Source organism: Enterobacter cloacae complex sp. P24RS (genome assembly GCF_014982165.1).
Classification (GTDB): domain Bacteria; phylum Pseudomonadota; class Gammaproteobacteria; order Enterobacterales; family Enterobacteriaceae; genus Enterobacter; species Enterobacter quasihormaechei.
The window spans coordinates 306,561-319,172 of record NZ_JADCKU010000002.1; the positions used below are offsets into that span (position 1 = coordinate 306,561).

10 protein-coding genes are annotated in these 12,612 nt (G+C 54.9%); 6 read left to right on the forward strand and 4 right to left on the reverse strand.

Annotated elements, in window-relative coordinates:
- The first annotated feature begins 16 nt into the window (after positions 1 to 16).
- From INF58_RS02285 to INF58_RS02310, 6 genes are all read left to right on the forward strand, one after another.
- Positions 17 to 1,888 carry an amidohydrolase gene (locus INF58_RS02285; protein ID WP_193033972.1) on the forward strand — a complete coding sequence of 624 codons (1,872 nt, stop codon included), beginning with the start codon at positions 17 to 19 and terminating at the stop codon, positions 1,886 to 1,888.
- Positions 1,888 to 2,295, forward strand: coding sequence for a DoxX family protein (locus tag INF58_RS02290; protein WP_063450788.1), 408 nt, complete (start codon positions 1,888 to 1,890; stop codon positions 2,293 to 2,295). Before INF58_RS02285 ends, INF58_RS02290 begins: the two co-directional genes overlap by 1 nt.
- Positions 2,292 to 3,911 carry an MFS transporter gene (locus tag INF58_RS02295; RefSeq protein ID WP_193526908.1) on the forward strand — a complete coding sequence of 540 codons (1,620 nt, stop codon included), beginning with the start codon at positions 2,292 to 2,294 and terminating at the stop codon, positions 3,909 to 3,911. Before INF58_RS02290 ends, INF58_RS02295 begins: the two co-directional genes overlap by 4 nt.
- 30 nt (positions 3,912 to 3,941) lie before the next feature.
- Positions 3,942 to 4,763: an alpha/beta fold hydrolase gene (locus INF58_RS02300; protein ID WP_193526909.1), complete on the forward strand. Its 822-nt coding sequence runs from the start codon at positions 3,942 to 3,944 to the stop codon at positions 4,761 to 4,763.
- A 552-nt stretch (positions 4,764 to 5,315) separates the two neighbouring features.
- On the forward strand, positions 5,316 to 6,851 hold the full coding sequence (locus INF58_RS02305; RefSeq protein ID WP_193526910.1) for a sensor domain-containing diguanylate cyclase: 1,536 nt from the start codon (positions 5,316 to 5,318) through the stop codon (positions 6,849 to 6,851).
- Entirely contained in the window at positions 6,848 to 8,344 is a 1,497-nt protein-coding gene (locus INF58_RS02310; RefSeq protein ID WP_193526911.1) for a sensor domain-containing diguanylate cyclase, read from the forward strand. The genes INF58_RS02305 and INF58_RS02310 overlap by 4 nt, the downstream gene beginning before the upstream one ends.
- A 73-nt stretch (positions 8,345 to 8,417) precedes the next feature.
- Here the strand turns inward: INF58_RS02310 and INF58_RS02315 are convergent, their stop codons facing one another.
- From INF58_RS02315 to parM, 4 genes are all read right to left on the reverse strand, one after another.
- Positions 8,418 to 9,962, reverse strand: coding sequence for an EAL domain-containing protein (locus INF58_RS02315; RefSeq protein ID WP_193526912.1), 1,545 nt, complete (start codon positions 9,960 to 9,962; stop codon positions 8,418 to 8,420).
- Positions 9,963 to 9,993: 31 nt separating this feature from the next.
- Complete coding sequence (locus INF58_RS02320; protein ID WP_193033966.1) at positions 9,994 to 10,779, reverse strand: EAL domain-containing protein; 786 nt, start codon at positions 10,777 to 10,779, stop codon at positions 9,994 to 9,996.
- A gap of 112 nt (positions 10,780 to 10,891) precedes the next feature.
- Complete coding sequence (locus INF58_RS02325) at positions 10,892 to 11,470, reverse strand: hypothetical protein (protein WP_193526913.1); 579 nt, start codon at positions 11,468 to 11,470, stop codon at positions 10,892 to 10,894.
- 70 nt (positions 11,471 to 11,540) lie between these two features.
- Positions 11,541 to 12,590: a plasmid segregation protein ParM domain-containing protein gene (gene parM / locus INF58_RS02330; protein ID WP_370552638.1), complete on the reverse strand. Its 1,050-nt coding sequence runs from the start codon at positions 12,588 to 12,590 to the stop codon at positions 11,541 to 11,543.
- Positions 12,591 to 12,612: the final 22 nt, after the last annotated feature.

A 12,612-nucleotide genomic window follows, 5' to 3' on the forward strand; every position in this document is an offset into this window, starting at 1 on the left:
TTAGTCTGGAGCTATTATGGTTACCCTCGGTAAAGCCGATCTCATTCTGGTTAACGGCCAGTTTCACACCGTCGATCGCGAGAATCCCCTCGCGGAAGCCGTTGCCGTGCGCGACGGAAAATTTCTGGAAGTGGGTACCGTCGCCGAGGTGATGCAACACCACTGCGACGGCACTAAAGTGGTTGATTTGAAAGGCCACACCGCCATCCCCGGCCTGAACGACTCGCACCTGCACCTTATCCGCGGCGGGCTGAACTACAACCTTGAGCTGCGCTGGGAAGGCGTGCCGTCGCTGGCTGATGCCCTGCGCATGCTGAAAGAGCAGGCCCTGCGCACGCCGTCGCCGCAGTGGGTACGCGTGGTGGGCGGCTGGAGCGAGTTCCAGTTTGCCGAGCGCCGCATGCCGACGCTGGATGAGATTAACGACGCCGCGCCGGATACCCCGGTCTTCATTCTGCACCTTTACGACCGCGCCCTGCTCAACCGCGCCGCGCTGAAGGTGGTTGGCTATACCAGGGATACGCCGAACCCGCCGGGCGGCGAGATCCAGCGCGACGCCAACGGCAACCCGACCGGGATGCTGATCGCCCGCCCGAACGCCATGATCCTCTATTCAACCCTCGCCAAAGGGCCGAAGCTGCCGCTGGAGCAGCAGGTCAACTCCACGCGCCAGTTTATGCGCGAGCTGAACCGCCTGGGGCTAACCAGCGCCATCGACGCGGGCGGCGGCTTCCAGAACTACCCGGAAGATTACGAGGTGATTGCCGAGCTGCACGAGAAAAAGCAGATGACTATCCGCATCGCCTATAACCTGTTTACCCAGCGTCCGGGCCACGAGCTGGAAGACTTTGAAAAATGGACCGACATGCTCACGCCGGGCCAGGGCAGCGACTTCTTCCGCCACAACGGCGCGGGCGAGATGCTGGTCTTCTCCGCCGCCGACTTTGAAGATTTCCTCGAGCCGCGCCCGGACCTCGCGCCGGGCATGGAGGACGAACTGGAGCGCGTGGTGCGCCATCTGGTGGAGCACCGCTGGCCGTTCCGCCTGCACGCCACCTACAACGAATCCATCAGCCGCATGCTGGACGTGTTCGAGAAGGTGAACCGCGACATTCCGTTCAACGGGCTGCACTGGTTCTTCGACCACGCCGAAACCGTATCGCAGGCCAATATCGACCGCATCAAAGAACTGGGCGGCGGCATTGCCGTGCAGCACCGCATGGCCTTCCAGGGCGAGTACTTTGCCGAGCGCTACGGCATTGAAGCTACCCGCCACACGCCGCCGGTGGCCAAAATGCTTGAGACCGGCGTGCCGGTGGGCTTAGGCACCGACGCCACCCGCGTGGCGAGCTACAACCCGTGGACCGCGCTCTACTGGCTGGTCTCCGGTCGTACCGTTGGCGGGATGCAGATGTACGATCACAGCGCCCGTCTGGACCGCGATACCGCCCTGATGCTCTGGACCCAGGGCAGCGCGTGGTTCTCCAGCGAGCAGAATCAGAAGGGGCAGATCAAAGCAGGCCAGCTCGCAGATCTGGCGGTGCTCAGCAAAGACTACTTCCGCGTGCCGGAAGAGGAGATCAAGGGCATTGAGTCCGTCCTCACCGTGGTGAACGGCGATATCGTCTATGCCGCAGGCACCTTTGGCCCGCTCGCGCCGCCGGCCATTCCGGTCCTGCCCGAGTGGTCCCCGGTGGTCAACGTACCCGGCCACTACCGCAGCGCGCCGCCGCAGGCCGCACGCGTGGGTATGAGTGTGGCTCACCACTGTAGCGGCCCGTGCGGGGTTCACAGCCACCAGCATGATTTTGCCCGCACGTCAGAGATGCCGGTATCCGACGATAACGCTTTCTGGGGGGCGCTGGGTTGCAGCTGCTTTGCATTCTGATGAAACATTATGACGCTTCGCCCCGGATCGATCCGGGGCTGTTTTTCCTGCGCCTGACCGGCAGCCTGCTGTTGCTTTACGTGCACGGCCTGCCGAAGGTGCTCCACTTTAGCGAAGAGCTGACGCGCATCGAAGATCCGTTTGGCTTCGGGCCGTATGCCAGCCTGATCCCGGCGATCGTCGCCGAGGTCATCTGCCCGCTGTTTATCATTGCAGGCGTCTACACCCGCCTGGCGTGCCTGCCGATTATCGCCGTGCTGCTGGTGGCGATGCTGGTGGTCCACCCGGGCTGGTCGATTGCCGAGGGGCAGTTTGGCTGGCTGCTGCTGATTATCTTCACCACCCTCGCCCTCACCGGGCCAGGCCAGTGGCGGTTGCAGCGTAAGGCGACGGAGAGGTTCGCATGACCCAGGTTAACGACGTTCGCGACGCACACGTCGAGACGACGCCCGCACCGGCGGCTTCGCCGTGGCAGCCGCTGAGCCAGCCGGTGTTCCGCATGCTGTGGATCGCCACGGTGGTCTCTAACGTCGGCTCATGGATGAGCGACGTCGGCATCAACTGGAGCATGCTGACGCTCAGCGCCGATCCGCTGGATATCGCGCTGGTGCAGGCGGCCAGCAGCCTGCCGATGTTCCTCTTCGCCCTGCCGTCCGGGGTGATGGCGGACATCGTCGACCGGCGTAAATACCTGCTCTTCTCCCAGCTGTGGGTGTTCATCGCCGCCGCCGGGCTGACGGTGCTCTCTTTTACCGGACACGTCACCCCCACCGTTCTGCTGGCGGCAACGTTTCTGCTGAGCGTGGGCGCGGCCATGAGCTCGCCGCCGTTCCAGGCGATTGTACCTGACCTGGTGAGCAAGCCCGAGCTGGGTTCCGCCGTGGCGCTTAACTCGCTCGGGGTCAACATCAGCCGGGCGATTGGCCCCGCGCTGGGCGGTTTTCTGCTGTCGCTGGCCGGGCCGTGGATGGTGTTTGCCCTGAACGCGCTCTCCGTAATGGGCGTGGCGTGGGTGCTGTGGCGCTGGCGTCCGGCGCCGTCCGTGCAGCGCCTGCCACCGGAGCACTTCTTCTCTGCGGTGCGGTCCGGCATCCGCTACGTGCACGCCGCGCCGGTGTTGCGTAACGTGCTGGTGCGGACCGTGGCCTTTTTTGTCTTCGGCAGCGCGGGCTGGGCGTTACTGCCGCTGGTGGCGCGCCGCGAGCTGGGCTTAGGCCCGGCGGGGTACGGCGTGATGCTGGCGTGTATCGGCTTGGGGGCGATTGCCGGAGCCATCCTGCTGCCGCGCCTGCGCCAGCGGCTGAACGCCGACCGCCTGATGGTGGCCGCCAGCCTGACGTTTGCAATCACCATGCTGGCGCTGGCGTTCGTGCGCCACTTCTGGCTGCTGAACCTGTTTGAGTTCTTTACCGGCTTCGCGTGGATTGCGGTGCTTTCCACCCTCAACCTCGGCGCGCAGCGCAGCGCCGCCCGCTGGGTGAAGGCCCGGGCGCTGGCGGTTTATCTGACGGTGTTCTTCGGCTCGATGACCGCAGGCAGCGCCGTCTGGGGCCAGCTCGCCTCGCAGTTTGGCACCCCGACCTCGCTGGTGGTCGCCACGCTGGGGATGGTGCTGGCGAGCGCGACGGTGTTCCGCTGGAAGCTGGAGAAAGATCCTGACCTGAACCTCGACCTCAGCGGCCAGCCGCTGGACGGCGTGGAGATTGAACTCCCGAACGAGCGCGGCCCGGTGCTGGTGTCGCACGAGTACATCATCGACCCACAGAACGCGAAAGCGTTTTTGCAGGCCGTGCACGAGCTACGCCGGGTGCGCCGCCGCGCCGGGGCGATGAGCTGGGCGGTGTACGAGGATATCGAACGTCCGGGGCAGTTTATCGAGACTTTCCTGATGGGTTCCTGGATCGAGCATTTGCGCCAGCAGGAACGCCACACCATGAATGACCTCCTGTTGCAAAGCCGCGTTCTGGCTTTTCATCAGGGCACGACATCACCGGCAATTCGCTATCTGGTCGCGCCGGTATAACCATAACAATCACCTGCACAGGAACACACTATGGCACTGTTTAAGGCAAAAGACGGCACGCAGATTTACTACAAAGACTGCGGCGCGGGCAAACCGATCCTCTTCAGCCACGGCTGGCCGCTGGACGGCGATATGTGGGACAGCCAGCTGAACTACCTGGCGGAGCGCGGCTTTCGCGCCATCGCCTTTGACCGTCGCGGGTTTGGCCGTTCCGAACAACCGTGGAACGGCTACGACTACGACACCTTTGCGTCCGACATTAACGACCTGATTACCACCCTGGATCTGCGCGACGTGACGCTGGTGGGCTTCTCCATGGGCGGCGGCGACGTGACGCGCTACATCAACAATTACGGCAGCGAACGCGTGGCCGGGCTTGCGCTGCTGGGCGCGGTAACGCCGATTTTCGGCAAATCCGATAGCTACCCGGAAGGCGTGGATCAGAGCGTGTTCGACGGTATTCGCGACGGACTGCGTAAAGATCGCGCCCAGTTCATCAGCGATTTTGCCACTCCGTTTTACGGCACCAACGCCGGGCAGACCGTTTCCGCGGGTGCCCTGACGCAGACGCTGAACATCGCCCTGCTGGCGTCGCTTAAGGGCACCATCGACTGCGTGACCGCCTTCGCCGAGACCGACTTCCGCCCGGATATGGCGAAAATCGACGTGCCGACGCTGGTGATCCACGGCAGCAACGACCAGATCGTACCGTTTGAAACCACCGGCAAGCTGGCGGCGGAGATGATCAAAAACGCCACGCTGAAGGTGTACGACAACGCGCCGCACGGCTTCGCGCTGACCCACCAGGACCAGCTCAACGAAGATCTGCTGGCGTTTGTGAAGTCGCTGTAAGCGGTTACCGCTTCCCACCGCGTTAACGCTCGTGGGCGCGTTGTGTTTCTGTTCAGACTTTGTCCAGCTACATACGCGCCCCGAAATAGAGACGCTCGCAACGATTGAACAGAATAATTTCCTGCCGGAAAAGAGCTGATGAATTTACAAATAATCAATTGACTGCATGGCATATTCTGCAACGCCATGAAGCGAAACCTACGTCTGGATTTTAATTCTCTCCCCGAGTCATAAAAGCGTTTTTTATCTCCCCGCGCGCAATATAATTCCGTTTCCCTCAACCCGCCGTAAATTTTACAAAGTGCTTTAATATAAAAGACTTAAATTTACTGTTTGACTGAATAACTTTAATTATTCCTTCCGGCTAAGATCGAGCAGGCCGATCGATTGTGGATCATTGATAGGACTTATCAATACCTTAAAATCGATCGGAATTGGCGATCATTTTTGCTTTAAAAATGCCTTAAAGACATATAAAATCGCCGACTTACTTTATAAATCCTATTTTAAAGAGTTACCTGTTTTTTACTTGTAATTTTAATGTTAACTAGTGTGGTTGAAGTGAAAAACATATTCCCGAGGCGGAAAAATAATTTCCGCAAAGAGATTCACATTACGTTCTTTATTGTAATCCTAACGACTGCGCTGGGCGGCATAATTGCAAACGTTCTTCAGTGGAAGAATCAAGAAAGAGTTTATGACAATATTTCACTACAGATAACCGAAGATAAGAAAAATGAGATTGAGTATATTATTCGGTACGTTGAGAGGAAATTTAATAACCTGACGAGGCTTCTCGAAAAAAGCAAGAGCCCTGATAGTCTCTTTAACGAGAAAATCCATCTGCGAGAAAATCTCATGGGTGCCTTTGGGCTTATTCCTGCGGTTTCGTCAGTCTACATCGGGGATACAAAGGGCCGCTTTTTAGCCGTACCGTCGTTAGAGCTGGAAACCGGCCTGAAGCCAGGCGGGAGGCCGTGGTTTGTACGCCCCACCGACGATCTCTCCAGCGTGAAATATTCGGGAGGATATCGCGATCTGCAAACGGGCCAGCGCGTTTTCTCCGTGTCCAGGGCGCTTTTTATCGAAAACGGCTATTACGCCGTGATTGGTATGGACGTCAACCTGCTCAGGCTCGGCGTTCTCTATGAAAAAATGCGCCATACCATGCCGGCCGATCTCTATATTCTCGACGAGCGCGGCAACCTGGTGATTGGTGATGAAAAACGCTGGCAGACGTTGCCGCAGCAGTCATTCACGGCCCTGGAGGGGAACAGCGGAGTGCTAAGCCAAACCCTCAACGGAAAACGTTTCTACTATAGCAAAATGCGCGATCCGCACTGGACCGTGCTCATGGCGGTTGATGATAAAGTCCTCGCGGAAACGCTTTATCGGGAAAGCGTTTTGCCGGCGATCACGCTTCTGACGATGCTGCTGTTTCTGCTGTTTTGCTGGTGGCGGTCGCTCGAAATCCTACAGATTTTCTACTTCAACCTCCTGAACAAGCTCAAGGGCCACAGCAGCAGCGTGGATAACCTGCTTGAAGAACAGATCCGTAAGAGCAGCAACGAGCTTGGGATGATGGAAACCTGCGCGAAAACGGATGGCCTGACGGGCTTATTGAATCGTCGCGTCTTCGACCGCGATCTCCATGACGCACTGAAGCGCCCTGATTCACCTGTTTCCCTGGCGATGGTGGATATCGATAACTTCAAGCTCATCAACGATACGTATGGTCATCTCATTGGGGATGATGTGCTTCGTGTCTTCGCATCCATGGCGATCCAGTCTCTCGAGAGCGAAGCCATACGCGTGTATCGCTATGGCGGAGAAGAGTTTGCAATCCTCTTCCAGGGGCTCTCTTTTGCAGAGGCTAAACGCGCGCTGGAAACCTTCAGGCATGCATTTGCCGCACGTAAATGGCGAGATAATCTCTCATCCGTGTCGTTCAGCGCCGGGATAAAGCAATGGGAGGGAGAAAAACTGGCTCCCTTTGTCGCGGCGGTGGATAAATTGCTCTATCGGGCAAAGGAATCAGGGAAAAATAATATCAACGGTGACGGCGGCAAGAAGGACGATAATCAATGAAAAACTTGAGTATTTATGCAACGCTTAACCGCCTGTTTTTAGGTCTGGCCATCTGCTCAATATTCTTATTCGCCCTTTTTTATTTGAGTCAACGGGTCATTATTGCTAATTCATACCATCAGATGAACGATGATTATATTAGCAACATGCGCAACTATGTACTCCAGCGGCTAACCGGATATCAAGAAGAGACAAAATTTATCGCGGAAACCATCGGTGCGAATGAATCCTTAGCGACCATCATTAGTGGGAAGAATGAGACTAAAATGCTCAATACCTTTCAGATGCTCCCACACATCGGCGCATTGACCGTGAGCGACATGGAGGGACACTATCTTCTGCTGCCCCAAACGTTTTCCAGAAAGCTCGATGTTAGCTTTGATCCACGCGAGCGCCCCTGGTTCATCCGCAGGGCAACCTACGGTTTACGGCCGGAATTTACCCTCCCCTATCGTGATATTTTTAATAATCAGCCGTGGATTAGTATCTCTTTACCGATCTTTTATAAAAATACCAAACAGGAAGGGGTCGTATCCCTCTCGATAAATCCTCAGGTATTGACGGACCTGCTGAAAGTTTCAGTGGGCCCGTCCAGGGGTAAACTGTCACTGGTGGCGCATGACGGGACGTTTATTGCCGGCACGCCGCCTGCGGTCATGCCCAGCCAAACCGATCTCAACGGCGAAGTAGGATTCTATGAAAACGTTGAGGCAGCCTATTACTACGTCTCCCTGACGCATCCCAACTGGTACATTGTTTATGAAGTTCCGAAAAGCATTCTCAATGGGATGATCAACGACGAAAGCAGCGCGGTACTGTACGCGGCGGTATTCTCGCTGCTCATGCTCCAGTTGTGCTGGATCCGCATGCGTGCAAATGCCAATCGTATTGAAAAACATTTTACCGGCCAGCTGGTGCAAAACGGCGACGACACAAGGCATGTCAACCTGCCATCGGCCCTGAATCATCTCTCTGAGAGACGTAATAAACTCAGGAAGGAATCGATCCAGGACGGTTTAACCGGCCTGTACAACAGGCGGGCGTTTGACAAGCTGCTACAGGAAAGCAGCCAGGATAAACATCTCTATCTGGCGATAATTGATATTGATAATTTCAAAGCGATAAACGATATCTGGGGACACCCGATCGGCGACGAGGTGCTAAAGCGGATGGCCTCCATGGCAATGCTGGCGTTTCACCATCAGGGAATGTTTCTCTTCCGCTACGGTGGCGAGGAGCTGGCGGTAGTATTCCGGGACGTTGCGCCCGCCGTCGCCCTGCATGCTCTGGAAACACTGCGTAAAGCGGTCGAGCACTATAAATGGGACAATGGCCCTGAGCAGGTCACATTCAGCGCCGGGTTCTGCCAGTGCAGGGAAGAAGATGTTCAGCTGATGCTGGCTACCGCAGATGCGCTGCTTTACCAGGCAAAGCGTAGCGGTAAAAACAGAATCATCTGCGAGGCCGGGTTGGAACCGAACCTTACCTGGTAACCTGACCGAGAGAATAAAAATGCCCGCGTGGTTTCACGCGGGCATTTTTTTACGCGTATTTTCCTCGCCTCATTCAGGCATGAGAGGCCGCGTCACGATCGCAGCAATACTCCACGAAGGCACTGAAGGGAAGCGGCTTTGAATAATAATACCCCTGGAAAAAGTCGATATTGTTCTCCAGCAGCCAGCTAACCTGATAATCGTATTCCACCCCTTCGGCCACCGTTTTAATGCCCATTTGCTTCGCCATGGCAATCACGCAGTTGATTAACGGCGTTGAAGCGGCGGGTGAAATTTGATTGATAAACATACGGTCTATCTTGATGCTGTCCGGGTTGAGCGTGCTTATCCATGACAGATTCGAAAAACCGGTGCCAAAGTCGTCCAGAGCAATCGATACGCCCTTTTCACGAATAAACTTAATCTTATTCAAAAGATCGTCATTCATCTCAATTCGTTCATTTTCCGTAAATTCAAAAACCAGCCGTAATCCCATCTCACGAAAACGTTGTGCAAAACAGGTGGTGAATGCGCCAAAGCTGTCAAGCGACAGATGAGAATGGCTGATATTGACATTAAAAATGAAGTCTTGCGGCCAGATATTTCCCGCCTGACGACAGTCAGCCAGCACCCGATTAAGCAAATTTTCGGTCATCATGCCAATAAGATGATTTTTCTCCGCCAGGGGAATAAAAATATCTGGCCTGACAAACCCGAGGTCATGGTGTTCCCAGCGCGCCAGGATCTCCGCGCCGATGACGCGATTATCGCTGGCGGAAATAATAGGCTGATAGTGCGGTTTAATATGATCGTTAATGATTGCGGTAGCCAGATGCTGTTCAAGTGAACGACGGCGTGACATGACCATCCAGGCCAACAGCGTAAGCAAGAAAGACGGAGCAATAATCAGAAAGAGATATATCCAGGACTGGCCGATCTCCTGCCAGACCTCGTGCCTGTCAGGTAAACGCCAGGAGAGGGTATAAAAATCGGAGGCCTCGTGCCGGGTATAGTCCGACAGGATCCTCTCCGCCTCTTGCCCTTTTAAAATGCCCTGTTTGGTCAGAAGATTATCGTTAATCTGTAAGACGAATCGCCGATCGAGATTGGCATTTCCCATGATCCCCCACAGATAACGGAGATCGGCAGAGACGATCACTCCCCCTCCCGGCAAACGCTGGTATAACGACAAAACGGGAATACCCACCGAAGCCATTGTATTATCAATTTTGATGCCGTCCGTACCAAAGCTGCTGAGGTTCACCCGATGACCAATGTTATCAAGAAGCGAGGAGCAATATATTCGGTCTTTATTTAGCAGGTTAACCACCAGCATTCGCATTTCGTGGGCCGTTAGCGTATTGAGCTGGTTCTGAAGCCGCGCATCGCACTTCTTATTTATCCACTGATCGGCCTTTCGGGCAACGTCCTGCGCTTCGGCGAGTAAACTTTCAACAGCATTTTGAATCGGTACCGTCTGCTGGATAATTTGCGCCTCAAGCTGGCGCTGCGCAACGAGGAAAGTTAACAAGGTCGCCAGAGCCATCGACGACAAAGAAAATAACGCAAGAAGAAAATATCTTCTGCGTTGGGCTTTGCCCGCGTTAATTGTGTTCATGTTGTTCCGTCTGTTCGGGGAAACGATCCGTTTAACGTGAAGCGCCTGTTACACGCTCTTTTTGTTTTTGCATATATTCGTTAATAAAACGCTCTTTACTCAGCGGTCGTGAGAACAGATACCCCTGCCCGTATTTTACGCCCAACCTTAACATGCTGGATAACTGAGTGTAATTCTCGACACCTTCTAGAATAACGTCGGTATCGTGCTGGCTTATTACCTGCAAAATCTCTTTAGTGGACGCCTCGTTGCCCCGTGCCAGGCAGGCGCGATCGAGCTTAATATAGTCGGGGCTCCATTCTGCCAGACGTGTATTAAGCGCATCCAGCGTGCCTATTCCATCCCAGGCAATATGGAGGCCCCCTGTCTTTAGCGTTTCAAGATTCTGTCTGGCAATATCCGATAGGGGCCCTTCGCCATGCGTAATTTCACAGACGAGCTGAAGTGCTGGAATCGCCTGTTTTTCAACAATGCTCATTGTCTTACGGCCAAAGTCGGGCGTATTGATCTGAACGGATGAGATATTAAAAGTATAAAGATAAGAGGTGTCCGTCTCCCCGTGCTTTTTGGCCATAAACGACAGGGCCTTTTCCAGAACGTAATACCCCATCTCCACGATAGTGCCGTTTTGTTCCAGAAGCTGGATAAATTCAGCCGGCGGGACAACGTTGCGACGATGGGTGCCACGCACCAGCACTTCGCCACCAATACAAATAAAGCGAGATAAATCAAAAATGGGCTGAATAACAAAATCAATGCCGACATCAAATTTTGCATCTTCTACACAGCGCACGACGTAATCGGTACTTTTTTCCATATCGACCTCGCAGAAATAAATTTTTTAATCAAAGCGGCCGCAGACGGTAAGAACTTAAATGCCGTAAGATTCGATCGCGGGCGTACGAAAAGAGGGTACGGGCGCAAACCGGTCAGAAAACGCCTTTTTGCCGAATGGCCTTCATCTTCTGCGCCGGTGCGTTCAGGCTGCTCAGCGCAATCTCTTCCGTCTGTCCGTTTTTTACGCTTTCAGCGGGTTGGACGCTGCCAGCGCCCACCGAGCTTAGCTTCCGCAACAGCCGTGTTTGCTGGTCCAGCAGTGTTTTCAGGTGAACGACCTCGCTGCGAAGCTGCGTCAACTCTTCACGCGACGCCTCATCCAGCGCGGCTGGCGGTTGCCGTTGCAGCGCGTCGGACATGAGCGCGCGCAGCTGACGCAACTGCTGTTTGCTGAAATCCGCGTTTGCTTTTGCCGGGTCTGTCTCCACGGGAGCAGACCCGTGGGCAGGAAGCAGATCGGCGCTGGAAAGCTCCTGACACAGGGCATCCAGGTTGAGCCCTTCGCGGCCAAGGGATTCCGCGATATGGCTGCAAAGTAGCGGGTTCAGGAGCTGCAATTGAAGGCCGGCCAGGTAAACGTTGCGGTGGAAACGACGCATCTCCATCTGGGTATCTTCAGGATTGCTTCCCTGAAGCTTAATGGCCTCGTGCCATTTTTTAAGCTGTAGCATTGCGCGCATGTCCGCGCGCGAATGCTCAGGCGACAAATGAAGGGTAAAATTTACCCGCCGAATTGGCCCGTTACTCATCGTCACCCACCTCTGCCATATGCGGCAGGGCGACCTCCTCTACCTCCGAATCGGCATGATAGAGGCAAATTTCCCGCGACAGTGCGCTCTGAGGGTTATCAATGGCGATCACGCGATCCCCCAGCGTGGCATAGGTTTCACGAACGGCCTTTTCAACCAGATGTGCGCCCCCGCCAACCAGATAAACGCGATTCGGGTTTTTGGAGAACTTCTTCGCTTCGTAAGCCACCTGATCCCCCAGCTCCTGAATTTTGATTTCAATTCGTTCCAGGATATCTGTAATGCGAGATTCATCGTTAATGACGCTTTTCACGAAATCCATATCATGGCGACGTTTGATGAGCTCGTTAGCAACAAGGTAGCTGGAGTCGCTATCGGCAGCGGCTAACAGCTTACGCGTCGCGTCAGTCACCATGGCCACGCCAATTTCGTTGTTACCGTAGATCGCAGAAACATCATCAAACTCACCAACAATAACGCCCATATCCAGCGTGGTGCCGCCGCAGTCAATCACCAGTGATTTGGTGAATTCATTGACCCGTGAGTTAAGCAGGTGAGAAAGCGCCGCAGGTAAACTTTCCGGCATCACCTGAACATCGACGATGCGGAATAATTCGCCTTTATTCAGCGAGATATCCCGCATCAGATTGCGCCGTTTTGCGTCAATGCGGCTTTCGTTGCGCTGGCAGTCATCTGGGTTGTAGTACTGCGTGATCGGCAAAGTCACGATGATTTCAACTTCGCATGGGGCAATTCCCGTTTGCAGCAGGGCGTGGTGAACGGCCAACAGGTTAAGATCGTCATACTGATAGTCGATGTGCGTGGTCGAAAGCGCCTTGTCGGAGGTCGCGTCGTACGTATATTTCGTCGTCCCAATGGTGTAGTTGTAAACCGACTGTACACGCAGTAGCGCAGCGCTTTTCCAGTCTTTGCGGAAGGAGTTTGGTGATACCACCGTTTTCAGAATGCCGTCCTGGATCCAGCTGATTTTGACGTTAGTGGAGCCATCATCAATGGCGAATTTCATACGTTTTGCAGTCATTATTAAAGTCTCATTTCAGGTA

What these genes read in the sequence shown, in the direction of transcription:
- INF58_RS02285 (WP_193033972.1), top strand. Translation starts at nt 17, where the DNA reads ATGGTTACCCTCGGTAAAGCCGATCTCATTCTGGTTAACGGCCAGTTT.
- INF58_RS02290 (WP_063450788.1), top strand. Translation starts at nt 1,888, where the DNA reads ATGAAACATTATGACGCTTCGCCCCGGATCGATCCGGGGCTGTTTTTC.
- INF58_RS02295 (WP_193526908.1), top strand. Translation starts at nt 2,292, where the DNA reads ATGACCCAGGTTAACGACGTTCGCGACGCACACGTCGAGACGACGCCC.
- INF58_RS02300 (WP_193526909.1), top strand. Translation starts at nt 3,942, where the DNA reads ATGGCACTGTTTAAGGCAAAAGACGGCACGCAGATTTACTACAAAGAC.
- INF58_RS02310 (WP_193526911.1), top strand. Translation starts at nt 6,848, where the DNA reads ATGAAAAACTTGAGTATTTATGCAACGCTTAACCGCCTGTTTTTAGGT.
- INF58_RS02315 (WP_193526912.1), bottom strand. Translation starts at nt 9,962, where the DNA reads ATGAACACAATTAACGCGGGCAAAGCCCAACGCAGAAGATATTTTCTT.
- INF58_RS02320 (WP_193033966.1), bottom strand. Translation starts at nt 10,779, where the DNA reads ATGGAAAAAAGTACCGATTACGTCGTGCGCTGTGTAGAAGATGCAAAA.
- INF58_RS02325 (WP_193526913.1), bottom strand. Translation starts at nt 11,470, where the DNA reads ATGCTACAGCTTAAAAAATGGCACGAGGCCATTAAGCTTCAGGGAAGC.
- parM (WP_370552638.1), bottom strand. Translation starts at nt 12,590, where the DNA reads ATGACTGCAAAACGTATGAAATTCGCCATTGATGATGGCTCCACTAAC.